Genomic DNA, 25,499 nt, shown 5'->3' with positions numbered 1-25,499 from the left:
TCACTCGCCCGCGGCGAAGTGCACGATCGAGTAGACCCGGGCCGCGTCGCCGATCCGCTGCGCGAGGAGCGCCCGGCCGCCCAGGAAGTCGAGCTCGATGACGAAGGCGAGGCCGGCGATCACGCCGCCCTGCCGTCGCGCGAGCTCCGCCGCGGCGGCGGCCGTGCCGCCGGTGGCCAGCAGGTCGTCGACGATCAGGACCTTGGCGCCCGGCCGGATGGAGCCCTTGTGCATCTCGAGCTCCGCCCTGCCGTACTCGAGCTCGTACGCGACGCGATCGCTCGCGGCCGGGAGCTTGCCAGGCTTGCGTACGGGCACGAAGCTCGCGTTGAGCCGGGCCGACAGCGCGCCGCCGAAGATGAAGCCCCGCGACTCGACGCCGACCACGACGTCGATGTGCTCGCCGATGTAACGCTGGGCCAGAAGATCGAGCGTGATGTGGAACGCCCGCGGATCGGCGAGGAGCGGCGTGATGTCCTTGAAGAGGATGCCTGGCCGCGGGAAATCGGGGACGCTGCGGAGGTGAGACTTGAGGTAGCGGAGCGCGTGCTCCGAGGGCAGATCGTCGTGGTTCACCATGGCGCCGAGCGTAGGCGAGCGCCCTTGGACCGGGAAGCGCCGACGTGAGCGCCGTCAGATCGTCCGGCCGTCGTTGAGCTCCGCGGCGACCCCGCGCGCGACGGCCTCGTGCTGCGCCGCGAACAGGTCGAGGGTCAGCGGGGTGACGCTGACGGCCCCCTCGTCGTAGGCCTCGGTGTCCGAGCCGGGGACGAGGTCGTGACGCACCCCTGCGCCGCCGATCCAGAGATACTCGTGCCCGCGCGGATCCTGGCGGAAGATCACCTCCTCGGTGTAGAGGCGCGCGCCGATGCGCGTGGCGCGCACGGGCCAGCCGCTGCCCGCGGGGATGTTGACGTTGAGCAGCGGCGCGGGACGGCGATCCGCCTTCTCCGCGGCGCGGAGCAGGGCGAGGGCGAGCTTCGCGCCCAGCGCCGCGGCGGCCGCGCGCGACGCGCCGGCGTCCGCGGAGAGCGCGATCGAGGGGATGCCGCGGAGCGCTCCTTCGCGCGCGGCGGCCACGGTCCCCGAGTAGAAGATGTCGGAGCCCAGGTTCAGCCCGTGGTTCATGCCCGACACGACGAGATCAGGGTGGCGCGGCAGCACGCGCGTGCCGGCGTGGAGCGCCACGTAGATGCAGTCGGCGGGCGTCCCGTCCACCGCGAAGATGGAGGGCGCGGCCTCCAGCAACCGGAGGACGCGGTGCAGGCTCAGCGAGTGGCTCGTCGCGCTCTGGTTGACGGCGGGGGCGCACACCACGACCTCGGCATGCTGGGCGAGCTCGTCTCGCACCGCGATCAGGCCGGGCGCGGAGTAGCCGTCGTCGTTGGACAGGAGGATCAGGGGGCGCATGCGTTCGTTCTTCGGGGCGGCGGATCAGCGGCCGAGCAGGCGCTTCGAGAGCGCGGCGACGAGCTCGACGAGCGCGCCGATGCGGCCGAGCAAGCCGGCCCCGCCTCGCGCCCGCGCCATCGCGAAGGCGATCGTCCGGAGCGCTGGCGTATAAGGATACCACCACAGCTCGCTCCTCGCCCTGCTGCGATCCTCGAGGAGGAAGCGCGGCCGTGTCAGCTCGGCCAGGGCGTGCGGGCTGCTCGTGACGCCGAAGCCGCTGTCGCCCGCCCCCGTCCACGGCGCGGCCGGGAGCGCGCCCGTGAAGCCGTGGTTGTTGATCGTCACCACGCCCGACCGCAGCCGCCGCGCGAGCGCGTGGGCTCGCTCGTAGCCGCGGGTCCACAGGCTCGTCGTGAGCGCGAAGCGGGACGCGTTGGTGCGTGCGACCGCCTCCTCGGCGTCGTTCACCACGAGCACGGGGAGGATGGGGCCGAACGTCTCCTCCTGGAGCAGCGGCGTGTCCTCGCGCTCCACCCTGAGGACGGTCGGCGGAAAGGCGAGCGAGCCCTCGCTCGGCGCGCCGCCGGCAAGGATCTCGGCCCCGCTCGCGACGGCCGCCTCGAGGTGACGCCGCACGATCTCGGCCTGCCGCGCGGTCGTCATCACCCCGACGTCGACGCCGGGCCGGAGCTGCCCGGTCAGCGCGACGACACGCTCGATGAAGCGATCGGCGATCGCCCGCTCGACGTAGACGCGCTCGATGGAGGCGCAGTTCTGGCCGGCGTTCGTGAAGGCACCCCAGAGGACGCCGCGCGCGGCGCGCTCCAGATCACAGTCGTCGAGGACGATGGCGCTGTCCTTCCCGCCGAGCTCCAGGGACGTCGGGATGAGCCGCGCGGCGCAGGCGACGGCGATCTCCCTTCCGGTCGCGACGCTGCCGGTGAAGACGACGAGGTCGACGCCGGCCTCCACGAGCGCGGCGCCGACGTCGCTGCCGCCCTGCGCGATGGAGAGGACGCCGTCCGGAAGCAGCCCATCGAACAGCGACACCACGAGCGCGCCGGAGCGCGGCGTGATCTCGCTCGGCTTGAAGACCACGGCGTTGCCCGCGAGCAGCGCCGGCACGATCGTGCGCAGCGGGATCGCGACCGGATAGTTCCAGGGCGTGATGAGCGCGACCACGCCGCGCGGGTCCCGCTGGATACGCCCGACCTTGCCAGGGTAGGCGAGCGGGTCGAGATCGACGGGGGACGCGTCGAGCAGCTCCTCGATCGACGCGGTCCAGTAATCGATGAGGTCGGCGTTCGGCAGCACCTCGGCCAGCGCGGCCTCCTCGATCGGCTTGCCGCACTCGCGGTGAAGGAGCGTCGCGATCTCCTCGGCCCGCGCGAGCAGGCGCCGCTTGACCTTGGCGATGCGCTCGGCCCGGTCCTGGAGCGGCGTGTCGGCCCACGCGACCTGCGCCGCGCGCGCCCGGGCGACGAGCTCCGCGACCGCGGCGGGCTCGGTCTTCGCGACCTCGGCGAGCGGTTCTCCCCGGGCCGGGGTGCGCACCGGGAAGGGGCCTACGCTCGTGGCACGGCCCCGCGCCGACGGGGCCGCCGGATCATTCGCCGCCGCGCCTTCCTCGCTGGGAAGGGCGGCCGTCTTGGAGTCCATGGGGCGCCCAGCGTAGCACCGCCCTTCTGCCGACTGGCAGGAGCGCGATGCCACGGGAAGCGTTGATGATCCCGCGAGACGGGGCGGGGAGGACGCGTGCTAGGGAGCGGAGTCGGTCGGCGGCTCGGACGCCTCGGGCGCGGCCTCCTCGGCAGGCGGCGGCGCCGCGCCCTCGTCCGCGGTGGCAGCGGCGTCGGCGCCGGCGGCGCTCTGCTTCTTGGCGGGCCGCGCGGGCGCCGGCCTCGCCGCGCCCGGCGTCATCGACACGACCGTCTTCTTGCGGCAGCCGATGATGACCGCCCGGCCCGCGGCGAGCCACTTGGGCGTGGACGTCTTGTCGGTCGTCTGCTCGCCGAGCCGGAGATTCCGCGTTCCGCAGGGCACGTCGAGCGTCTCTCCCGTGTTTCCGGAGAGCGCCCCGTTCACGTACACCGAAGCCGGCACCGGCGAGTTGACCACGAGGTGGCCGCGGTTCGCCGGCAGATCTTCGGGGTTGCCCGCGGTCGGGGCCGCGCTCGCAGCAGGCTCGGCGCTCTCGGCAGGAGCAGCGCTCCCGGCCGGCGCCGCGGTCTCGCTCGCCGACGGCGCGGCGGGCGCGGTCTCGACCGGGGCGCTGCTCGGCTCGGCGGCGGGCGCGGTCGGCTGCGGCGCGGCCTCCTGCGCTGCTCCCGCGGTGTCCGGGACGGCGTTGGGCAGCGGAGCAGGCTCGGCGCCGAACCACCCGAGCCGGTAGCCGACCGCGGCGGCCGCCGCGGCGAGCAGCAGCGCCGCGACGGCGATGCGCGCGCCGGAGCGAGGGCGCTGCGGCGCGGGCTCGCTGGCGCTGACGGCGGCCTGCGCGGGTGGCCGCGTCGTGACGCGCTCGGACGGCTTCAGCTCCTTTTCCGCCGGGAGGGCCGGGTCCTTGGTGATGACCTTCGGGAGACCGTCGCGGTCCACCGCCTTCGGCTTCGGCGCGCCCTCGGCCTCCTTCGCGGCCTCTTTGGGCAGCACGCCCGGCGCTGCCTCGACGGTCTCCTGGTCCTGGACCAGGCGCGCGACCGCCTGGGCCTCGGAACGCGCCGAGCGGACGGCTGTCTCCTCGTCCTCGAGGCCCTCGGGGCGAGAGCGGATGACGGTGGGCTCGTCCTCGAGCATGCCGCGGATGACGGTGGGCTCGTCGTCGACCAGCTCTCGATCGACGGCGGGCTCCAGGCCCGCGCGCCGCGCAGCCGTGGGGGTCTGCTCCGCCGCCGGCTTGGAGGCGACCGCCTCGCCGCCGGACAGCGCGCGGGGGGTGATCGCCTCCGGTGCGACGGCGGCCTCCTTCGCGGCCGGCGTCGGCGTGGCGCGCGCCGCAGAGATGTCGACGCGATCGCTCGAGGGCCTGCGCTCGGCGGAGATCTTCGCCGCTGCCGGCTGCGGCGCGGGCTCCGGCTCGTCCGGGAGGAGCCCGGCGAACGAGAGCTCGCTGTCGCTCTCGGTCACCGTCGGCGTGGCCGCGAGATCCTCGTGGGGGAAGAACGGCTTGGTCTCCGCGCGCGGGCTCGCCCCCCGGGGAGAGGGCGCCGTCACGCCCGCAGGGGGCGCATCCTTGCCGTGGACGGCCGACCGGGTGGCCGGCGTTGCGGCCCTGGCGGCAGGCCTGGCCGCCTCGTGCGGCCTCGGCTCGGCGGCCTCGGCGGGCGGACGGAAGGTCTCCTGCGAGGTGCCGGAAGCGCCCCCATCCCGGGCCTCGACCCGCGGCAGATCGAGCGACGGCGCGGGTTTCGCGGCCGCAGATCGCCCCGGGGAGCTCGGAGGCGGCGCCGGCGCGCGCGCCGGCGCCGCGGCAGCGGACCGCGTGGCCGGCGCCCTGGGGGCGCCGATGGCCGGAACCGGCGTCTTCGCCGGGGCCTGCTGCTGCGCCCTCGCGGCCGCGGGCTGCTGCGCCCTCGCGGCCGCGGGCTGCTTCGCGGCGCTGCCCGTCGCGCCCTGCGACGGCTGCTGCGCGGCCGCGGCCGCGACCTGACGCGCCCTGCCGGCCGGGCCAGCGCCGTCGGCACCGCCGGCGACGTCGTCCAGGACCGGCTCGGGAGCGCGCCGCGCCGACGGTCCGGGGGCGATCGCGCTGGCCGCCGCCGGCGAGACCGCTGCCGGCCGGGCCTCGCTGGCCGGCGACGTTTCCGTCGACGAGGCCAGGCCCGCGCTGTCGTGGGTGAGGGCGCCGGGCGCCTCACCGCGGTGCGGGACGAGCTCGGCGGAGACCGGGATCTGCGCCCGGGTTCGAGGCGCAGCGGCGTTCCGCTGCACCCGCTGGAGGAGCGCTTCGAGGGTGGCGACTTTTTCTGCGACGTTCACGCCGCGCCAGCATATCGCGGCTCGGCGCGCGATACATCATTCGCGGTGAGGGGGGGCCATCCGGGGCAGGATCTCCCGCGAAATGCCGCGGGGATTGGTGGGGAAGGGGCGTCAGAGGGTCTCGAGGTAGGCGACCAGATCGTCGATCTGCGCCTCCGACAGGTGAGACGTCTTGCCGTGCCGGTCGCCGCCGCCGCACGCGGGGTCGACGAGCCGATCCTTCAGCGTCGCCGCGCAGCCGTCGTGCATGAACGGCGCGCGGGCGCCGATGCGGACCAGCGACGGCACCTGGAACGCCTTGCCCGTGCCCACGTCGAAGGACTCGTTGCTCGTGAGCTGCGCGCCCGCGTGGCACCTCGCGCAATCCACGGCCTGATCATGGAAGAGGGCCTCCCCGCGCGCCACGGCGTCCGCGTCGGGCGCCTGCGACGCCGGTGGGGCGGGGAGGCTGTCGATCCAGCGGGCGACGAGCCCCACGCGACGCCGACTCTGCTGCATGCCGCCCATGCGCCGCTCGAAGACCTCGTCCATGAGCGCCTCGATATCGGACATGTCACCGTCCCAGTGGAACGGCGCGGTCTGGAGGATCCCGCCGCTCACGAGCTGGGTGCGCCGCGGGCCGATGGGGTCGAAGACCCAGGTGTGGCTGTCCTCGCCGCCCTCCGGGTGGCACGAGGCGCAGGCCATCGGGCCGCCCGGGTTCTTGTGGAACATCTCGTGGCCGGTGTCCCTCCGGCTCTCCCCGGGGAGCGTGATGACGTCGCCCGCCGAGGTGCCGTCGAGCGGGAGCACGTGGATCGCCGCCGGCTCGCGGGTCTGCACCACGAGGGAGCTGCCGGCGAACGCGACCGCGGTGGGCTCGCCTCCCAGTCCCCTTCGCAGCTGCAGCGCGGCGCAGGTCCTGTCGCCCCCGGAGTCCACGTTCGTGTCCAGGGCCGAAGGGCTCGTCACGACGACTTCGTCCGTGCCGGCCGCGACCACGGCGTACGACCGGCCGTCGGCAGCGACCGCGAGGTCGACCGGAAGGATCAGGTCCGGCAGGGTGGCGCCCGTCCTCGCCAGAGGGGTCCCGAGCTCCGACACCGTGCTGTGCACGATGCTCCCGTTGCAGCCGCCGGAGCCGTAACCGCCCGGCTCGATCACCACGGGATCGACCAGGGCGCGCTGGTGCACCATGGCGACGCCGCCTGCCGGCAGCTTGACCGTCCGCCAGGCGACGACCGGCTCGAAGCGCTGCTCGAACAGGTGGAACTGCGGGAGCCGCTCCCGGGCGCTGACCGTGCCGCCCGCGGCCACCGTGAGCAGCTCGGTCGAGCGGAACTTGCTGACGAGGAGCCGGTCGCCATCCACGACGACGTCGCGCAGGTCGCGCTCGAGCCGCACGCTGCGCGTCACCGCGCCGGGACCGGCCGGGAGCGTCACGAGCTCGCCGCCGAGGCAAGCGACGTGGAGCGCGTCGGCGCTCGCGTCGTAGGCGATCCCCCTCGGGGCCGGGCACACCGCGCGCCGGTCGACGATCTTCCCGCCGCCCGCGTCGAGCGTGACGACCGCGCCGCCGCGGCGGAGCGCGACGTGGAACCGACCGGCGCCGTCCTCCACGACCCTGCCGGGCTCGTCGCCCTTCTCCAGGACGATCTCCGCGGTCAGCCTCTGCGCCTCGAGGTCGACGACCCACACCCGGTCGCGATCCGGATCCGAGGCCACCGCCCGGACAGCGCTCTTGCTCACGGCGAGCGTACCGCCGCTGATCGCGGGCGGCGGCTCCGCCGCGACGGCGATGCTCCGATGCGCATCGAGGCCCGCCGGGGGGATGTCCTCTCCGGGATCCCACGGCGTGCAGGCGGCAAAGCAAGGTGCGGTCGCCAGGACGGCGAGGAGCGGGGACAAGGTGCGGCGCGATGCAAGCGGTCGATGCATGAGGGCCTCCGGTCCGCCGCCAAGCAAGACGGCGGCCACATGATGGGATGTTCTTCCATCCAACCCATCGCCGCAATCCACGCGACGACGGTTGAAGCGCGGGATTTCTGCCGTCCCCAGCACGCGTGATGGGGGGACGAGGCGCGCGTGGTGCGATGGACTCTCATGCGCACCGGGCATCACGTCCCCACTGCCGTGGCTCATTGCGGCACGACATGGCGATCACGCCACGGCGCGGAGTCCGGTGCTGCCATGGCATGGCGCGAGGTGCGCCGGCGCCGCGAGCGCGCCCCCTCTGGCCCGGGCGTGTCGACCGTCGGGTCACGGGTCGCGTGATGGCGGAGAGCGATCGCTGGATGTTCGGTGTGCGCAACCACCTGTGACTTGACGGGTGCATTCGCCGCCCATAAGTGACCGACCGGTCATGAAAAGCACCGCCCCCTCGTCTCCACGTAGCCTCTCGCTGGCCTCGACGCTCGCCGCGCTGCTCGCCCTCGGCCTGATCGCACCGCCCGCCGCCGCGCAGCCGATCGCCCCGCAGCCGGCCGCGCCGGCGCCGGCGCCACCCGCCGCCGGTCAACCGCCGCCCGCGCCGGCCCCCTCCGCCGCGCCCCAGCCGGCGGCGCCGAAGGCCGACCCGCTCGCCACCGCGCTCGCCCCGCAACCGGGTGGGTTGACGCCGGAGGAGGTCGCGAGAGCCACGCTGCGGACGCGCGCGTCGCTTCGCGCCAAGCAGGCCGAGCTCCGCGCCGCCTCGGCGAGGGTCGACCAGGCGATGGTCAACTACTTTCCGCGGCTCACGGTGACGGCGACGTACACCCGGCTGTCGCCGATCGAGGCGCCGAGCCTGGGGCCGCCGACATCGTCCGTGGTGACGACGACTGATCCTGACACCCTGGATCTCGAGAATCTCCAACCAGTCCGGGTGGGGCCATGCCCGGGCGATCCCACCCAACAGTGCGTCGCCAACTCGCTCGAGGTACCCAACCCCCTGAGCGGCCTGGATTTCGCGGCGCCGCCGAACAGCTACTCGCTCACGGCGAGCCTCGCGGTCCCCATCTCGGACTATGTGCTTCGCATCTCGCAAGGGTACGCGGCGGCTTCGCACGCCGAGAGCGCGAAGAAGCTCGAGCTGCAGGCCGAGACGCTGCAGGCCGCGGCCGACGCGAAGATCGCTTTCTTCAACTGGGTGCGGGTGAAGGGGCAGGTCATCGTCGCGGGCGAGGCGGTCGCCCAGGCCAGGGCCCACGTCGAGGACGCGCGCCGCACCTTCGAGGTCGGGCTGCTCTCGCGGGCCGACGTGCTCCGGCTCGAGGCCCAGGTGGCCGGCGCGGAGCAGGTGCTCCACGAGGCCCAGGCCGCGCTCCTGGTCGCCGACGACCAGATCCGGATCGCCCTGGGCGCGCCGCACGACAGGCCGCTCGCCCTCGGGATCGACGTGATGGGCGCCGCGCCCGCGCCGCCGCCCGCCGAGGCGCTCCCGGCGCTGGTCCAGGAGGCGCTCCAGAAGCGCCTCGAGATCCGCGCCCTCGACGAGACGCAGTACTCGCTCGAAAAGGCCGAGGCGGTGACGAGGGCCGGCTACTTCCCGCGCGTGGACGCGTTCGCCGATCTCACCTACGCGAACCCCAACCAGCGCATCTTCCCGACGCGGGAGCAGTTCGACCTGACCTGGGCCGCCGGCGTCCGCGCCTCGTGGGTGATCAACGACATCTTCTCCACCGCCGCCTCGTCCGCCGAGGCGAACGCCCGCACGACCCAGGTCGCCGAGCAGAAGGCCGCGCTGCGCGACGCCCTCCGGCTCGAGGTGGCGTCGGCCTACGCCGAGCTGAGCAAGGCCGCGAGCAGCATCGAGTCCGCCGAGCGCCAGCTCGCGGCGGCCGTGGAGTCGATGCGCGTCAGGACCGAGCTGTTCCGGGCCGGGCGGGCCACGAGCGTCGACGTGGTCGACGCGGAGGCCGAGGTCACGCGCGCGCGGCTCCAGCAGCTCAACGCGCGCGTCGGCGCGCTCGTCGCGAAGACCCGGCTGGAACACGCGGTCGGGCGCGATGCGAAGGACGTAAAATGACCGCCCGGCGCCGGTCGTCTTCGCTTGCGCGGCCCGTGCGGCCGGAGTAGGGAAGTCGAGCGTCGCTGCGGCGCGGGTTCCTGCGGCGTCGCCGCGGAAACTGCGGCACCGTCCGCGTCGTCCCTGCACTACACCGGCCGAGGCAGCGCTTTCACGGTGCGCGCCTGGCCCGCCCGTCATGACGGAGCTTGCGCTCATCCTCAGCGGCGGCCTGCTCGGGCTCGCCTTTGCGGCTTACCTCGCTCGCTGGGTCGTCGCGCGCCCCTCGGTGGAGCCCGAGATGCAGCGCGTGGCCGCGATCATCCAGGGGGTCGCCGAGGTGTACTTCCGTCGCCAGAGCAGCGTGATCGGCGCGGTCTCCGCGATGCTCGGCGGCGCCATCTTCCTGGCCTATGGCCTCCTCCGGAGCACCGGGGAGACCAACCCGGTGCCCGCGCTCGAGCTCGGGGTCTGGCTCACGCTCTCGTTCGCGGTCGGGGCGGCCAGCGCGGTCGCGGCGGGCCGGGTCGCCACCTGGATCGCGCCCCGCACCAGCGTGCGCGCCGCGAGCGGCGCGCGTCGCTCGCTCGATCTCGCCCTGCAGATCGCCCTCCGCGGCGGCGCCGTCTCGGGGCTCTTCGTCACGGGGCTGAGCTTGCTCGGGCTCGGCGGGCTGTTCGCCGCGGTCTTCGCGTTCCGCGGCGGCTTCGGGGCCGAGCCGGCGGAGGCGCTCGCGCTCGCGCCGACCATCCCCTGGGTCATCGCCGGCTATCCCCTCGGCGCCTCCTTCGCCGCGCTGATGGCGCAGCTCGGCGGCGGCACCTTCTCCAAGGCGGCCGATCTCGGCGCCGATCTCGCGGGCGCGGAGGTCGGGCTCGACGAGGACGACCCGCAGAACCCGGCCACGATGGTCGACCTGGCCGGCGATGCGGTCGGCGACTGCGCCGGGCGCGCGGCCGGCGTCTTCGCCTCGACCGTCGCCGAGAGCGCGGGCGCCATGGTGGTCGGCGCGATGCTCTTCCGCAACAACACCGGGCTGCCGAGCGCCCTCGCCGTCGTGCTCTTCCCGCTCGTCAGCCGGGCGTTCGGGCTCATCGCGACGCTCTTCGGCGTGATGGTCGTCAAGACCGACGACCGCGAGGACGCCTTCAACGCGCTCGTGCGGGGGCTCTACGTCACCGCCCTCCTGCACGCCGTCGGGATCGCCGGCGCCGCGAAGTGGCTGCTCGGCCCCCACTGGGTCGTCTTCTTCGCGTGCGGCGTCATCGGCATCGTCGCCGGCGTCGGCGTGCTGCACGTGACCCAGTACTACACCGAGCAGCGGCACCGCCCGGTGCGCGAGATCGCCGAGGCCGCCCGTAGCGGCTCGGCCATGGCGGTGCTGCGCGGGCTGGCGATCGGCCTCGAGAGCTCGGTGCTCCCGCTCCTCGTCGTGGTCGGCGCCACCTTCGGCTCCTACCTGCTCGGCGCCCGCTCCGGGCTCGTCGGGGGGGGCCTGTTCGGGACCGCGGTCGCCACGATGGGGATGCTGGGCATCGCGGGGTACGTCCTCGCGATGGATGCGTTCGGTCCGATCGTCGACAACGCGGGCGGCATCGTCGCCCTGACGGTCGCCCGCGAGCGGCCGGACGTGCGGGGGCGCACCCTCGTGCTGGACGCGGCCGGCAACACGACCAAGGCGCTCACGAAGGCGTACGCGGCGGGGGTGGCGGCGCTCGCCTCGTTGCTGCTCGTCGCCGGCTACCTGGACGAGTCCCGGCGGCGCGCGCTGGCGTCGAGCGTGAAGGCCAGCGGCGAGACCGCGGCCATGGTGGTGCGCCTCGACCGGCCCGAGGTCTACCTGGGCGCGCTGGTCGGGATCCTCCTTGTTTTCTGGCTCGCTGGCCGCTGCATCCGCAACGTGCTCCAGACCGGGCGCCGCGTCCTGGACGAGGTGAGGCGCCAGGCCCGAGACCGCCCGTCGGGCTTTGTCGGCGATCACGAGCCCTGCGTCGAGATGGTCTCCCGGGCAGCGCTGCGCCACATGATCGCGCCTGCCCTGATTTCGGCGGTGGTGCCCGTGGCCGTGGGACTTGCCTTGCGCTTTGCAAGGACGGAGGATAATCCTCTGGTCGCGGCGGATTCAGTCGCGGCCCTCATCATGGCCGGGACGGTCGCAGGCGTCCTCGGGTCGCTCTTCCTAGGGAATACCGGGGCGATCTGGGACAATGCGAGGCAGTACATCGCGACCGGCGCACACGGCGGGCGCTACCTCGTCGACGAGACGGGGGCGCGAGCGGACAACCCCACCTATGGCGCGGCCGTCGTCGGCGACACGATCGGCGATCCGCTCAAGGATGTGGCCGGTCCGGCGATCCATGTACTCATCAAGATGCTTCCCGCCGTGATCATCGTGTTCTTGCCGTTCTTCATCTGATGACGGTTCTTCATCCCAGCGGGATCGGCCAGCGGTCCCGCTCATCCGATCCATCCCGGCAGATTGCCGCCGTACCCGTATCCCGAGCCCACGACGTGCCGCCTCCGATCTCCGACGCACTCTCCACCCTCAGTGATCGTGGCCTGCGAAGGCTGCTTGGCGCCCGCACCTTCCTCCGCGGGCTGGAGTACTTCCGCCGCCGCGTCGTCGAAGACATCTCCATCAACGAGACGACGGCGAGCGGCACGGTCCGCGCCGCCGACTCCGAGCCGTATCCGGTCAAGGTGGAGCTCTCGCCCGACGGCATCCAGTCGCAGTGCTCGTGCCCTGCTTTCCAGAAGGCTGGACAGCACTGCAAGCACGTCGCGGCGCTGCTCATCAGCATCCGCGACCAGGCGCGCGGCGCCCAGCCCCGGCGCGAGCCGCCGATCCCGGCCCTGCTCCCGCAGACGGCGCACGCAGGCGGCGACGTTTTGAAGCGCGTGCGCCGCCGTGACCGCCGCGGGCGGCTCTCGATCACCCCCCCGGTGGCCGTCCCGACCGTGGTCGGCACCCACGGGCCGCCGGGCTCCGCCGTGACCCTCACGACGCCGGTCCAGGACGCCACGGCCAAGCAGACCGGCATCGGCGCATGGCTCCCGCCCGAGGGGGTCACCGGCGCCCGCCGCGTGGAGTTCCGCCTCCATGTCCGGCAGGGGGCGCTCACCGTCACCGTCCTGGACGCCGAGGCGCGCGTCCCGGTGCTGCCCTCCGCGGCGCTCGCCTGGCAGGCGCTCTATCCGACGCCCGATCGTGACGCGCTCCGGCTGCTCGCCCGGTTCGAGAGCGGCAACCCGCGCCACCCGGCGGTCGACATCCGCGGCGAGGACGTGGCGGAGCTGCTCCCGTTGCTGGAGGGCCAGCGCGTGCTCCTGGAGCCGGCGCTCATGCAGCTGCGCTTCGGCGAGGACAGCCTGCGGCCGCGCTTCGATCTCGAGACGGTCGGCGGCGACACCATCATCGTGAAGGCGAGCTTCGAGCGCGGGAACGACAAGCGCCGCTTCTCGCTGCTGCAAGGCGGGTGGTTCGAGGGCTGGCCGGGCTGGCACGTCGACACGCAGGAGGGGATCGCGCGCCGCATCGACAAGCGCGTCTCCCCCGCGGCGATGCGCCGCCTGCTCCGCTCGCCGACCATCGGCGAGCCGATGAGCGAGCTGCCCCGCATCATCATGCAGGGGCTGCCCAAGATCGCGCTCGAGGTCGGCGCGGAGCTGCCCGATCTGAACCAGATCGCCGAGGTCGTCGACCTGGTGCCCACGTTCCGCATGCGCGCGGGGGGCTCCCTGATCGAGGCGCGCGTCACGCTGTTCGCCGCGTACGGCGACGCGGAGGTCGCGGTGCGCGCCGACGGCATCTCGCCCCCGGTGCTCGTGCAGCCGCCCGAGGAGGGGATGAAGCGCGCCCGCTGCATCCGCGTGGACATCGCCGCCCAGCAGGAGGCGGCGAGCAAGCTGCTCGCCCTCGGGCTCAAGCCGGACGAGACCGGCCAGGGCTTCGTCGCGACCGGCGATCAGGCGCTCACCTTCTGGACCGAGGGCCTCGCCGAGCTCCCCGACGACTGGGATCTCTTCGTGCCCGAGGATCTCGTCGACACGCAGGTGCGCAGCAAGCCGATCGGCGTGTTCGCGAAGGTCACGTCGGGGATGGACTGGCTGAACGTCAAGCTCAGCTTCGAGAGCGAGGGCGTCGGCGTCGATCGCGACGAGCTGCGCCGCTGCCTCGCCGAGGGCAAGCGCTACGTGCGCCTCGAGGACGGCTCGTTCGCCGCGTTCGACCCCGACGCCGTGCGGGCGATGCTCGATCGCGAGGTCGAGCTGATGATGTCGGCGGGCAAGAACGGCCGGCTGCCGCTGGCGCAGGCCGGGCGCGTGCACGAGCTGCTCCAGCACACGAGCGGATCGAGCGTGACCGCCTCCGCGCGCGAGCTCTTCCACAAGCTCAGCAACATCGACGAGATCGGCAGCACCAAGCGGCCCAGGAACCTGAAGGCGACGCTCCGCCCCTACCAGGAGGCCGGCCTGTCGTGGCTCAAGTTCATCCACGACATCGGCTCGGGCGGCGTGCTCGCCGATGACATGGGCCTCGGCAAGACGGTCCAGACCATCGCGCTCCTGCTCGCGGTCAAGCAGGAGGAGAAGCACCTGCGCACGCTGATCGTCGCCCCGACGAGCGTCGTGACGAACTGGGAGCGCGAGCTCGCCAGGTTCGCGCCGTCGCTCTCCGTCGCCCTCTGGCACGGCGCCGACCGCAAGGACCAGATCGACGAGGTGAAGGCGGCCGAGGTGGTCATCACGAGCTACGCGCTCCTCCGCCGCGACGAGGACTTCCTCGCGCAGCTCGACCTGAGCTACGCCATCCTGGACGAGGCGCAGCACATCAAGAACCCGATGAGCGCCACCGCGGCCGCGGCGAAGCGGCTCCGCGCGAGGCGCCGGCTCGCGCTCACGGGCACGCCCATCGAGAACCGGCTCTCGGAGATCTGGTCGATCTTCGACTTCGTCTCGCCGGGCCTGCTCGGCTCGCTGGACAAGTTCGAGGCCCGCTTCTCCCGGCCGATCGAGGCGGGCGACTACAAGACCGCGCAGCGGCTCCGCGCCGCGATCCACCCGTTCATCCTGCGCCGCACGAAGCAGGAGGTCGCGAAGGATCTGCCCGAGAAGATCGAGATGGATCAGATCTGCGATCTCACCGGCGAGCAGCGTGCGCTCTACCTGCAGGTCGCGCGGGAGGTCCGGGCGCAGGTCCTCGGTGAGGTCGAGCGCGTCGGCCTGGCGAAGAGCCAGCTGCAGATCCTCGCCGGCCTCACGCGCCTCCGGCAAGCGGCCTGCGATCCGCGGCTGCTCGGCCTGCCGCGCGAGTTCGGCGACGACGACTCGGGCAAGCTGGTCGCGGTCCGCGAGCTCATCGCGAACGCCGTCGAGGGCGGGCACAAGGTCCTCGTCTTCAGCCAGTTCGTGATGATGCTGCGGCTCATCGAGAAGGCGATGAAGGAGGACGGCGTCGCCTACGAGTACCTCGACGGCTCGACGAAGGACCGAGCCGAGCGCGTCGAGCGCTTCCAGAACGACCCGAGCGTCCCGGTCTTCCTCATCAGCCTCAAGGCGGGCGGCACCGGCCTGAACCTCACCGCGGCCGACACGGTGATCCACTTCGATCCGTGGTGGAACCCGGCCGTCGAGCAGCAGGCCACGGATCGCGCCCACCGCATCGGGCAGACGAAGGTGGTCACCGCGTATCGCCTCATCGCCGCGGGCACGATCGAGGAGAAGATCCTCCAGCTCAAGGCGAAGAAGCGCGAGCTGGTCGCCTCGGTGCTCAGCGAGGACGCCGGCGGCGCCAAGAAGCTCACCAAGGCCGACCTGGAAGAGCTGTTCGCCGTGGACTGACCGGACCGCGGCGCGCTCTGGGGGGAGCGCGCCGGCTGTCGGTCACGAGCCGGCAGGGGCCCCGTCATGGTCACGAGCAGGCTGAGGGGCCCATCATGGTCAGGTCACGAGCCGGCGGGGAGCCCCGTCGAGGGTCGCGACGGCCACGGGCGGCCCGCGCGGTCGCAGGGCAGGGGAGGCGGCTACGGCTTGCTGCCGCCGCTGAGGACCATCAGGTGGTACTTGCCGAACTCGCTCTGCCCCAGGGTGAACAGGACCTCGATGAGCAGGCGGTACGGCGTGGTCGCGTCGGCCACGATGATCGCCTCGGACGATGAAGGATCGAGCCCCTTCGCGGCGCGGATGGCCTTGTCCGTCTCGCGCGCGTGAGACAGGGCGTTCGCGAGCGGCACGATGTAGAGATCGTTGGGCCCGCTGCGCTTGTACTTCGCGTCGACGCCGGACTGGGCGAGCTGCTCGCGGCCGGGCAGCATGACGATCGGGGTCGGGTCCTCGCCGACCAGGATCTGCGACTTCGAGACGATGACGACCACGCCTTCCTGGGAGGGCTCGGCCTGCATCACCGACTTCGGCAGGGTGAGGTCCCTCGACTGCGGGATGGACGCCGCCGACGATCCCACGCTCTTCAGCAGGAAGACGAGGATGATCGTCATCAGGTCGAGCATCGCCGTGATGTTCAGGAAGTCGATCTCGGGCTCCCGCCTGTTCCTGCGGATCGCCTTTCGCAGCGCCGCCTTGTAGCGGACGATGCTCGCCTTCGGTTGCGGCGCAGGGGGCGGCCCGGCGCTCATCGGGCCACTCCGAAATGGACCTCGGGGAACAGCTCCTCCCCGTTGTCGCTCCTCAGCGCGTCCATCACGTCGATGATCGTCTTGTAATCGATGCCCGGGTTCGCCGTGATCGTCACCTGCGTCTCCTCTTTGAACTCGGGGCGGGCGTTCTTGAGGCGCTTCGCGCACGCCGTGAGGGCGGGAAAGTCGTGGCTGCCGTTCGTCGTCGGCACGGTCACCCCGCTGCCCACGTCCTGGCAGCCGGTCGCGATGTTGCCGCTCGACGTCTTCAGCGAGATCCCCTGGCCGGTGATGAACGCGGAGAGGTTCAGCGCCTTGCTGGAGAGCTCGCTGCGCACCTTGCCCCCGCCGATCGAGGGCGGCGTCGTGTCGATCGACGACACGAAGGTCACCGAGACGCTCGCGAGCACGAAGATCAGGATGTTCGTGATGATGTCCAGGTACGGAACGACGTTGAGCTCGCCGGCCTCCTCTCCGGGCTCGGGCTCCTTGGGCTGCGACAGGCGCCGGATCTTCGACCGCTGCGCCGAGCTGAGCGGGACGTCTTGCGGGTCCCCCATGGGCTAGTACCCAGGCTTGCTGCTGATGGTGAGGAGGTTGAATACGCGCTCCGTCGTCGTCTCCAGGTCGTGCTGGATGTTCTTGGAGCGGGTGTGGAGCAGGACGTGCGCGATCATGCACACCACGGCGATCGCGAGGCCGAACGCGGTATTGTACATCGCCTCCGCGATGCCGTTCGAGAGCATCCGCTGCTTGTCGGCCTGGGAGAGGCCCTGGGCGGCGATGGAGGCGAACGTGTTGATCAGGCCGGAGACCGTCCCGATGAGGCCGATCAGCGTCGCGATGTTCGCGAGCGACCAGAGGGCGCCGATGCGCTTCTCCACGGCGGGCTTGAGCTCCGACAGCTTCTCGCTCAGGGCGGCGTCGATCTCGTCGGCCCCCTTGTTGGCGTGGGTGAGGCCGGCCTTCACGAGCTGGAGGATGGGGTAGTCGCTCGCGTCGCACAGCTTGATGGCGCGGTCGATGTTGCCGGCCGCCACCAGCTTCTTCACCTGGGCGAAAAACTCTTTGGAATTCACACGATAGCGCCCCAGCTGGAACGCGGTTCGCTCGATGATGATCGTCACCACGACCGCCGAGACGACCAGGTTCGCCATCAGGAAGGTCGGATTGTGCTTGATGGCCTCCCACATCCCACCTTCACCACCACCCTCGGCCGCCAGCATCAGCAGATGACGCATCCTCGAAGTCCCTTTCTCAGCGTCGTCAGAAGCCCGACAATCTCTAGGCGCCGCGACTATAGCTGCCGCCCGATCCCGGGCGCAAGCTCGGCGATGCGGCCGCGTCCGGCGGCGAGAGGCCGGGATCTGCGGAGATCTTCGGCCGAAACGGCGGGGCACGTCTCCCGGGACGCGCGCTCCCGGAGCGCGCGCCGGCCTGGGCGAAATCGCGGGGCGGCGCGCGCCGCCGGTGGGTACGGAGACCCCTGAAGCGCGCCGGTTGCCGAGCCGGCCAGGCCGTCGTGCTCTGCCACGCTCGAGTCCGCTCGCTCCAGGATTCACCGCGCGCCGCGTCGGGTGATGCGGCTCGCATCGCCGCGGTGCGGTGTCGCTCGGTGGCCGCCGTGTCGGCCCAGCGTCACCCGGACCACGCGAGATCCGCCGCCCGAGAACGTGACGCGCTCCAGGCGGATTGTTGCATAACCCCGCGATTGTTGTAAAGTTTTGCCCGCACCAGAGCGCGCGGGTGTGGGCAAATCTCTCTTGACGGCCGCGGGTCTCAATCGCGAAGATGCGCGAGTCCCCCGGGCGAATCGGCGTGGCCTGGTCAAGTGCAGGCGGCACGCTCTGCGAGGAGCGGGGGCCGCTCCCGGGGCCACGAAGAGTCGCTGGAGTGACGGCGCGAGGTCAGTCTCGGACGACAGGTGACAGAGCTGGGGCGGCGCCGGAGGCCTGCACCTGGCAGGAGAGACGATCAGGACTCTTGCAGAGATGAACGCCGCTCGGCTAGCGTCCCGTGGGCACCCCGCCAGAGAGCGACAGGAGCACGCCGTCCACGGCCAGCACCGCCAAGCGAACAGGCCCCCTCATTCGTTATCACGTGTGAGCGAAAGACTGCCGCCCCTCGGCAACACGAGTCTAACAAGGTAACCGATCGAGTTGCGCGAAACCTCATCCGGGGACGCGAGGCGAACTGGAGGACAGAAGCAATGCACGGCTTGTATGAAGCTTTTCAAGAGGGTGGATGGGCCATGTGGGCCATCCTGTTCTGGTCGATCATCGAGATCGGCATCATTGTCGAGCGCTCGCTCTACCTGTTCGGCTCGTCGATCAACAAGGAGGTCTTCCTCGCCACCATGCAGAAGTGCATCCTGGCGGGCGATGTCGCGAAGGCCGTGAAGATGTGCTCCGCGGCGAACGCGCCGCTCGCGCGCATCGTCCAGGCGGGGCTCGTCAAGGTGAACCGCCCCGACGAGGAGGTCCAGGCGGCGATGGACGAGGCGGCGCTCCGCGAACTGCCGAAGATCGCCGCGCGCACCTCGTACCTCGCGCTGTGCGCGAACCTCGCGATGCTCTCCGGCCTGCTCGGGACCGTGCTGGGCCTCATCAAGTCGTTCGGCTCCGTCGGTGGCGAGTCGGTCGACCCGAGCCAGAAGGCGCGCGTGCTCGCGGCCGGTATCTCCGAGGCCATGAACTGCACCGCCTTCGGCCTCGGCGTGGCCATCCTCGGCCTCGTCGGCTTCGCCGTGCTGAACGGCAAGACGCAGCAGATCGAGGACGACATCAACGAGGCGTCGGTGCAGATCCTCAACCTGGTCGTCACGAACCGGCAAAAGGTGAATGTCGCCGCCGTCGGTCAAGCTGCCTGATGGTCCTCGGCGGGTCCAGGTCGCCGGGCGCTCGTCGTCCCACCTGGGCCCGCTCTCGCGTCGCAGCGCCCCGGACGGCGGCTTGCGCCGTCGGGGCCCCGGGAACTTCGGAAGGGCAACGGAGTCAGACCCCAGCAAGGTGTCCCTCCGCCCGAGCAGCGGGTAGGGCGTCCCCCGGAACAACTTGAATATGTGGGCTGAGGCTCACGTTGGGAAGGCATTATGGGCGGCGTAGACGTCGGCGAGAGTGGCAAGAAGCGGTCGACGAACTCCGAAATCAACATGGTCCCGTTCATCGACCTGCTGATGGTCACGATCTCATTCCTGTTGATCACGGCGGTCTGGGTCACCAACTCGCGCATGAACGCGGACGCTCAGGTCCCCGGCCCGCCGGACCCGAACAAGGAGCTCACCCCGCAGACGCCGGAGAAGGTGCTGAACCTGCACATCGGCGAGAGCGAGTTCGGGCTCGTGTGGAAGCAGGGCTCGACGGTGGTCAACGAGGTCAAGGTGCCGAAGACCCCGGTCGAGGTCGGCGGTGGGAGCTCGAAGACCGTCCGCTACCCGGAGCTCGCGAAGCGGATCGAGGAGGAGTGGAAGCAGCACGGCGGCCACCGGGATCCGAGCGACAAGAAGCTCGACCAGGCCATCCTCCACACCGACAACCGGACCCCGTTCAAGGAGATCATCGCGGTGCTCGACGCGCTCTACGCGCCGAAGCGCGAGATGCGGCTGCCCGAGGGGACCAAGCAGGTCCCCGCGTTCAACATGACGTTCTCGGTCCGGTGAGGCAGGAGCGCGGACATGGATAAGTTTACTCGGAATCACCACAAGGACCCGCACGCCCACGTGATTCATAAGCCGGGCCGCCGGCTGATGATGAAGGTGCCGCTCCGGTTCGTGTGGAACAAGGTGTCGGGGCACGGCTCTCGCAGCCCGAGCGCGGGGCTCAACCTCGTGAGCTTCATCGACTTCCTCGTCGTGACCGTGATCTTCCTCCTGATGTCCTTCTCGGCGTCGGGCGAGATCGCCGTCGACAAGAACGTCACGCTGCCAAAGGCGGAGAACGTCGAGGACGTCATCGATGCGCCGATGGTCGCCGTGAACGGCAACCAGATCCTCGTCGACGGCAACCTCGCCGGGTCGACCCGCGCGATCGAGGAGCTCGGGCGCCTTCAGAAGATCGACGAGCTCTTCAACCTGCTGAAGAACAAGCGCGAGCTGTGGAAGCAGGTGGAGCCGAACAAGCCGTTCCCGGGCGTGTGCATCCTCCAGGTCGATCAGAACGTGCCCGCGCTGGTCGTGAAGAGCGTGTTCCAGACCGCGGCGTTCGCCGGTTATCCGAACGTCAGCTTCATGGTCAGCAAGCTCCCGAAGTCTTCGCCCTGATCCCCGCTTCTTGACCTTTCTAGCTGTGAACGAACGGGGTGCGCCGGGCGAGTCCCGGCGGCCCTGGTCACCATCGAACGCGGTGGTCCCAGCGGCGCGCTCGGCGCAGCGTCATCTCCTTCGCGGCGCTCGCGGAGGGGGCTGTGTCGCGGGCGCGATCGGGCGCTGGCCTGCCGCGTGGAGCCTCTCCTATGGCGTCTGAACAGCCGCCTCGCGAACGCGGCCTGCCAGCGGTCCACCGGGCGCGGGAAGCGCGCGCAAAGATGCGCTGGCCGTCGGCGAAGTTCTGGGGTTACGCGGCCATCATCCTCGCGGTCTCGGCGATCCTCCACTGGAAATGGTCCCAGGGGCAGATCGAGAGCGCGCGGCAGAAGCTGATGGCGCGCCAGCGCGCCGTCGCCGTCGAGCTCGGCCCGCGCTGGTTCCCGCTGCGCGAGCGCGTGGAGGGCTGGGCCCTCGATCTCGCGCGGAGCGCCGGGGACGAGCTCGTCGATCGCGAGGCGCTCAAGGCGTGGGATTTTCGCGAGCTCGCGGGCATCTACTTGCGGCTTCGGGTGGACGAGGCGACGAGCGTCGAAGCGATCCGGAAGAACGCGCAGCGGTCGCTCCGCGACGCGTTCACCGCATGCCTGCTACGCGTGCCGAACCCGAACCCGCTCGTGGGCGCGGAGTGCAAGCGCACGCGGGACTGCCAGACAGGCGAATACTGCAACGAGGCGGATCGCTGCTCCCGGCCCGCGCAGCCGTTCAACCTGCGCGTCGCCTACCGGACGATGCACGTGCTCTCGGACGAGTGGGTGCGCGACGCGCAGGACGCCTCGAGCGATCTCCGCCTGCGGCTCCTGGAGTCCAGCTTCGACGACACGGTGCGGGACGACGTGCCGCTCGCGGCCGAGCTCCTGACGCGGGCGCAGTACTACCTCGTCGTGCTCGACGAGCCGGCCGAGGGCGCGACGACCACCGAGGCGCTGCTCGCGGTGCCGCACATGGCGCGCGTCGGCGTGTGGCGGCTGTCCGACGGCAAGCCGATCCTGCGGCTGCGCCGCGAGGCGAGCGGCAACCTCATCGGCGGGACGCCATCGGTCGAGGCGAGCGTGCTCGAGGCCCGGCAGCGCCAGGCGAACAGCTGCGCGCTGGCGCTCGCGGTGCGTGAGGCGATCGGCGACACGACCGCGGCCGCCGTCGACCCGCGGTGAGGGGGAGCGGGCTCAGCGCGCGCCCTGAACGACGCGTGGCCTGATCAGGGCGCGGCTTTGATGAGCGCGCGCCCTGATCAGCGCACGCCACCGCGGGCGAAGTCGCGCGCGATGACGTGCACATCCGTGAGGTTGTGACCCGTCGCTCCGGTCTCCACGCGCGTGCCGAGGGCGCGGTGAACGGGCGCATCGTCGAAGCGCGCGAGCGCCGCCTCGATCGCGTCCGCGTCGATCGCGTCGGCGTTCGCGCTGGCGACGACGGCGCCTGCGGCCCCGGAGCTGCCGTCGGCGCCGTCCGAGGCCGCGCAGAGCAGCGCGACGTCCGGGGGCAGGTCGCGGAGGGCGGCGAGCGCGATCCACCCGGCGCGGCCGCCGGCGCCGCGCCGGGGCGGCAGCGCGAGCGTCGGCTCGCACGGGATCACCACCGCTTCGCCCGGGGCGAGGGCTCGCGCGCGCGCGAGGCGACGCTCGACGATGGCGCGGGCCTCGCCCTCCTCGGCGGGGGCCGCCACGGCGCGGAGCCCCGTCCGGGCGGCGAGCGCGGCCGCCACGCGCTCGGCGAGCAGGCCCGGATCCGCGAGCACACGCGCTTCCTGGGGCGGCGCCTCGGCGGGCTTCAACGACTCGCTGAACGCCGGCGCGAGCCGGGCGAGCCGAGGGGCCCAGCGATCGAGCGCGGCGAGCGCCTCCTCGACGCACGTCGGATCCGGGACGGTCGGGCCTGAGCTGATGTCGTGCGGGAGCCCCCCGACGACGTCGCTCACGAGCAGCGTCAGGACGCGCGCCGGGGCCGCGGCCGCGGCCAGGCGCCCGCCCTTGATGCGCGAGAAGTGGCGGCGAACGAGGTTGACCTCCTGGATCGGCGCGCCGCCTTCCAGGAGGGCGGCGACGAGGGCCTGCTTGTCGGCGAGGGCGACGCCTGGAGGGGGGGCCGCGAGCAGCGCGGACGCGCCGCCGGAGATGAGGGCGAGCAGGAGATCGTCAGGCCCGAGCGCGGCGGCGGCGGTCAGCGCCGCCGTGGCCGCGTCGACGCTGCGCGCGTCGGGGATCGGGTGCGCCGCCCGCATCACGCGGAGCGGGCGCAGCGCGTCTTCCGCGGCTTCCGCGGGATCGGGCGGCGACGCTCGACCCGGCCGTGTGGGCGGAGCGACCGTGACGGCGAGCCCTCCGGTGATCCGATCCCCCCAGCAGCGGAGCGCGCCGCTCGCCATCCCCAGCGACGCCTTGCCCGCCGCGATCACGCACACGCGGCCGCGGCGCGCTCCGGCCTCGGCGGCGAGCGCGCGCTCGACGAGCCCTGCGGGATCGAGGTCGTCGAGCCCGGCGCAGAACGCGGCCACGAGCGCCGCGCGCAGCGCGTCGAGCGACGCGCTCAACGGCCCCCCGCGCCGGCCGCGCCGCCGCTCGCCGCCACCTGGGCGCGGGCGCGTCCTCGGGCGGACGAGCGGTCGCCCGCGTCGACGAGGTGCGCCCAGACCACGTGGTGCCAGCTCAGCGTGACGGACACGAGCGCCCGTTGCTCTTCCTGGGCGCTCTCGATGCCGGCGAGCTCCGGCCCGCGCCAGCGGAGCGCGCCCCGCAGGCCGAGGAACGGGCCGGTCGCGTCTCCCAGGAGCGGCAGATCGAGCGACGCCGAGAGCTCCAGCCCCGGCTCGGGGGCGAGCCCGCCGCCCGGCGACGCCTCCCAGAACGAGCCCACGCCGAGCGCGAAGGAGTCGACGAGGAGGTTGAGCCACGGCGCGCCGCGCTCGAGATCGCTCGCGTACCGGGCGAGGAAGAGCGGCTGGATGAAGACGCCGCCCGCGATGGATCGCGCGATCGGCGCCGCGTCCGCGCCGAGCGCGTCGGTGTAGTGCGCGTACACCCCGGCGGTCGCGAGGTAGACCGCCGCGCCGCGCGCGCAGAGCGCGGGGCCGCCGCTCGCGAACGTGGCGCCCGCGCCCGCGCGCAGCTCGAGATCGCCGTCGAGCCGGCCGTAGGCTCCGTCGTCCTCCGCGCGTGCCGAGCGCGCGCTCGCGAGCGCCGCGGCGACGGCCGCGACGCCGGCGAGCGCCCTCACGCCAGCGCGGGGGCCGCGCGCGCGCGCGACCGGCCCAGGAGCGTCGTTCTTGTGGGTGGTCATCAGCGTATCAGCGCCTCCCGCACCGCATCCCGCAGCTCGGGCGCGAAGAGGATCCGGGTGCGCGTCAGGGTCTCGTTGCGCAGTCGGTCCAGCAAGAAGGACACCTCGGCCGGGTGCCTGGGACGTCCTCTCGGGTAGACGACCAGGAGCGACTCGTCCTCTGCGTAGGGCGTGTCCTCTGCGATGTCGACGCCGACGTACACATCCGGATCGAGCCCCGCGCCGCGCGCGATGTCCCGCACCGTCTCCAGCGCTGTCTCGCGCCGCGCGTCGCGCTCGGCCGGCCCCTCGCCGGGCTCGGGGAACAGCTCGACCGTCTTGAAGAGCGCCCGCGCGCGCAGGCGGCGGGCGAGATCGGACAGCACGGGATCGGGCGCCGCCCCCCACGCGTGAATGGCCCCGAGCAGGACCTGGTCGTCGAGCTCGATGTGCTGCCCCAGCGTGGGCATCTCGCCGGAGGCGATCGCCGCGATCGCGGCGGGGACCTCGGGGATCCGGTCTCCGGCGGCGAGCCGGGCGACGACGCGCCGCAGGATGGCGCCGATCATCCACTCCGCGCTCCGCGTGGTCTTGTGGAAATAGACCTGCTGGAACATGAAGAAGCGCGCGAGCAGGAACGACTCGATCGCGCTCATCCCTTTCGTCCCGTCGATGGCGAGCGCGGGCGCGGGCGGGGCAGACGCGGCGCCGCCGCCGGGCGCCTTCACCTGGACGTCGCTGAACCTGAGGCTGCGCAGGAGCCACGGCAGGTCGTACTCGCCGTACCGGACGCCCGTCGCGTGCGCGTCGCGCAGGAGGTAGTCGCATCGATCGACGTCGAATGTCCCGCTCACCGCCTTGGCGAGGTAGGGCAGCTCGTGCCGCCCGCCGATGAGCTCGGCGACCCGCTGGGGCAGATAGGGGTCCTGGCGCACGAGCACCTGGTGCACGTCCGAGGAGGGGTCGAGCAGGATGCGCTCGGTCCAGCGCTCATGATGGAGCGCGCCCGGCATGGCATCCTCGAACAGGTGTGACAGCGGGCCGTGGCCGAGATCGTGCAAGAACGCTGCGGCGATTGCGTCGCGCGCGCGGTCGCTGGTCACTCTCTGCCAGAACGGAAGGTCGCGATCGATCTGGCGGAGCCTCGCGATCAGGAGGCGCATCACATGGGCGGCCCCGAGCGCGTGCGAGAAGCGGGTGTGCTCGGCGCCGGGGAAGGCGAGCGACGTCAGCCCGAGCTGGCGGATGGACCGCAGCCGTTGCACCTCGCGGGCGCCGAGCAGGCGCGGAACGATGGCGGCCTCGCCGCCCTCGAAGTCGATGAGGCCGTGGACAGGGTCGCGCAGGATCAAGATGGCTCTCCCCGTGAACCCATGGGTGCGCCGGGCGCAGGGTCACTCAGGAGCCGCCTGATGGCGTGGAGCCGGAGGTGTCTGAACCGGGGATGGCTGGAGGAGGGCTCGTCACGTCGGGCGTGCGGTGTGGAGCGCGGCATGGTGCGCCTCGATCAGGGGCGGGAAATCCGGGAGGAAGGCGACGTTCCCACGTGAGCATGCGGAAAGGCAAGCGCGGCTCGTCGGCGCACGCCTCGGGCTGCCAGCGAGCGGCCTGCTTCAGCGAGCGGGCAGCGTACGCCCGCGATGCGACCGACCCACCGACGGACGCGACGGAAACCACACGGCGAGCTGCCTGCACATTCAGACGGAATCATGAAAGGAACGCTGATGGCCAGGCGTTGAACGCCGAGCGGAAGCGAGACGCGACGAGCCGCGGCGTTGCGCCCCGAAGCGCCGCGAACACGACACCGCACGCGAACGCACGCGAACGCACGCGAACGCACGCGAACGCCCTGCGCTCGCAACACGCCCTGCGCATGCAACGCCAGCGCGCAGCGAGGCGGCGACGACCGAAGGCCCGCGCGAACGAAAATGTGAACGGAGGAGGGAAAGTGCTCGATTTCTTGAGGCTGGACGAGCAT

General features: G+C 72.2%; 18 protein-coding genes. 7 read left to right on the top strand and 11 right to left on the bottom strand.

Annotated features, from left to right (window positions below):
- The 5 genes from WMF31_RS23305 to WMF31_RS23285 all read right to left on the bottom strand — a co-directional run bounded on the left by WMF31_RS23305 (nt 1) and on the right by WMF31_RS23285 (nt 7,287).
- Entirely contained in the window at nt 1-579 is a 579-nt protein-coding gene (locus WMF31_RS23305; RefSeq protein ID WP_436604051.1) for an adenine phosphoribosyltransferase, read from the bottom strand.
- A 54-nt stretch (nt 580-633) separates the two neighbouring features.
- The gene (gene surE / locus WMF31_RS23300; protein WP_436604050.1) at nt 634-1,410 is read right to left on the bottom strand and encodes a 5'/3'-nucleotidase SurE; all 777 of its coding nucleotides are present in this window, start codon (nt 1,408-1,410) and stop codon (nt 634-636) included.
- A gap of 24 nt (nt 1,411-1,434) precedes the next feature.
- Entirely contained in the window at nt 1,435-3,051 is a 1,617-nt protein-coding gene (locus tag WMF31_RS23295) for an aldehyde dehydrogenase family protein (protein WP_436604049.1), read from the bottom strand.
- A 99-nt stretch (nt 3,052-3,150) separates the two neighbouring features.
- Nucleotides 3,151-5,370: a hypothetical protein gene (locus WMF31_RS23290; RefSeq protein WP_436604048.1), complete on the bottom strand. Its 2,220-nt coding sequence runs from the start codon at nt 5,368-5,370 to the stop codon at nt 3,151-3,153.
- A gap of 111 nt (nt 5,371-5,481) precedes the next feature.
- Nucleotides 5,482-7,287, bottom strand: a complete 1,806-nt coding sequence (locus tag WMF31_RS23285) for a c-type cytochrome (RefSeq protein ID WP_436604047.1) — start codon at nt 7,285-7,287, stop codon at nt 5,482-5,484.
- Nucleotides 7,288-7,711: 424 nt separating this feature from the next.
- On the opposite strand from WMF31_RS23285, the gene WMF31_RS23280 reads away from it, so the two are divergent.
- The 3 genes from WMF31_RS23280 to WMF31_RS23270 all read left to right on the top strand — a co-directional run bounded on the left by WMF31_RS23280 (nt 7,712) and on the right by WMF31_RS23270 (nt 15,175).
- On the top strand, nt 7,712-9,355 hold the full coding sequence (locus WMF31_RS23280; RefSeq protein ID WP_436604046.1) for a TolC family protein: 1,644 nt from the start codon (nt 7,712-7,714) through the stop codon (nt 9,353-9,355).
- A 178-nt stretch (nt 9,356-9,533) separates the two neighbouring features.
- Nucleotides 9,534-11,750, top strand: a complete 2,217-nt coding sequence (locus tag WMF31_RS23275) for a sodium-translocating pyrophosphatase (protein WP_436604045.1) — start codon at nt 9,534-9,536, stop codon at nt 11,748-11,750.
- 95 nt (nt 11,751-11,845) lie between these two features.
- On the top strand, nt 11,846-15,175 hold the full coding sequence (locus tag WMF31_RS23270; RefSeq protein ID WP_436604044.1) for an SNF2-related protein: 3,330 nt from the start codon (nt 11,846-11,848) through the stop codon (nt 15,173-15,175).
- Between the two features lie 182 nt (nt 15,176-15,357).
- Here the strand turns inward: WMF31_RS23270 and WMF31_RS23265 are convergent, their stop codons facing one another.
- The 3 genes from WMF31_RS23265 to WMF31_RS23255 are packed head-to-tail and all read right to left on the bottom strand — an operon-like array spanning nt 15,358 to nt 17,207.
- Nucleotides 15,358-15,966 (bottom strand): ExbD/TolR family protein, encoded by a 609-nt coding sequence (locus tag WMF31_RS23265; protein ID WP_129347403.1) that lies wholly within the window; start codon nt 15,964-15,966, stop codon nt 15,358-15,360.
- Entirely contained in the window at nt 15,963-16,526 is a 564-nt protein-coding gene (locus WMF31_RS23260; RefSeq protein WP_129347404.1) for an ExbD/TolR family protein, read from the bottom strand. The genes WMF31_RS23265 and WMF31_RS23260 overlap by 4 nt, the downstream gene beginning before the upstream one ends.
- Nucleotides 16,527-16,529: 3 nt before the next feature.
- The gene (locus WMF31_RS23255; RefSeq protein WP_129347405.1) at nt 16,530-17,207 is read right to left on the bottom strand and encodes a MotA/TolQ/ExbB proton channel family protein; all 678 of its coding nucleotides are present in this window, start codon (nt 17,205-17,207) and stop codon (nt 16,530-16,532) included.
- A 1,010-nt stretch (nt 17,208-18,217) separates the two neighbouring features.
- Here WMF31_RS23255 and WMF31_RS23250 point away from each other — a divergent pair.
- The 4 genes from WMF31_RS23250 to WMF31_RS23235 all read left to right on the top strand — a co-directional run bounded on the left by WMF31_RS23250 (nt 18,218) and on the right by WMF31_RS23235 (nt 21,420).
- On the top strand, nt 18,218-18,835 hold the full coding sequence (locus tag WMF31_RS23250; protein ID WP_242516182.1) for a MotA/TolQ/ExbB proton channel family protein: 618 nt from the start codon (nt 18,218-18,220) through the stop codon (nt 18,833-18,835).
- Between the two features lie 222 nt (nt 18,836-19,057).
- Nucleotides 19,058-19,624, top strand: coding sequence for a biopolymer transporter ExbD (locus WMF31_RS23245; RefSeq protein ID WP_436604043.1), 567 nt, complete (start codon nt 19,058-19,060; stop codon nt 19,622-19,624).
- A gap of 15 nt (nt 19,625-19,639) precedes the next feature.
- On the top strand, nt 19,640-20,224 hold the full coding sequence (locus WMF31_RS23240) for an ExbD/TolR family protein (RefSeq protein WP_242516183.1): 585 nt from the start codon (nt 19,640-19,642) through the stop codon (nt 20,222-20,224).
- Between the two features lie 263 nt (nt 20,225-20,487).
- Nucleotides 20,488-21,420, top strand: a complete 933-nt coding sequence (locus WMF31_RS23235; RefSeq protein ID WP_436604042.1) for a hypothetical protein — start codon at nt 20,488-20,490, stop codon at nt 21,418-21,420.
- Between the two features lie 77 nt (nt 21,421-21,497).
- On the opposite strand, the gene WMF31_RS23230 is transcribed toward WMF31_RS23235, so the two are convergent.
- The 3 genes from WMF31_RS23230 to WMF31_RS23220 are packed head-to-tail and all read right to left on the bottom strand — an operon-like array spanning nt 21,498 to nt 24,873.
- Nucleotides 21,498-22,796 carry a DUF4147 domain-containing protein gene (locus WMF31_RS23230; RefSeq protein WP_436604041.1) on the bottom strand — a complete coding sequence of 433 codons (1,299 nt, stop codon included), beginning with the start codon at nt 22,794-22,796 and terminating at the stop codon, nt 21,498-21,500.
- On the bottom strand, nt 22,793-23,542 hold the full coding sequence (locus tag WMF31_RS23225) for a hypothetical protein (RefSeq protein WP_436604040.1): 750 nt from the start codon (nt 23,540-23,542) through the stop codon (nt 22,793-22,795). Before WMF31_RS23225 ends, WMF31_RS23230 begins: the two co-directional genes overlap by 4 nt.
- A complete protein-coding gene (locus tag WMF31_RS23220; protein ID WP_436604039.1) occupies nt 23,542-24,873 on the bottom strand; it encodes an HD domain-containing protein in 1,332 nt (443 codons plus the stop codon). The genes WMF31_RS23225 and WMF31_RS23220 overlap by 1 nt, the downstream gene beginning before the upstream one ends.
- Nucleotides 24,874-25,499 lie beyond the last annotated feature (626 nt).

The sequence above is a fragment of the Sorangium sp. So ce1036 genome, assembly GCF_051369805.1.
Classification (GTDB): domain Bacteria; phylum Myxococcota_A; class Polyangia; order Polyangiales; family Polyangiaceae; genus Sorangium; species Sorangium cellulosum_F.
This window is presented reverse-complemented; position numbering and strand designations above follow the sequence as displayed.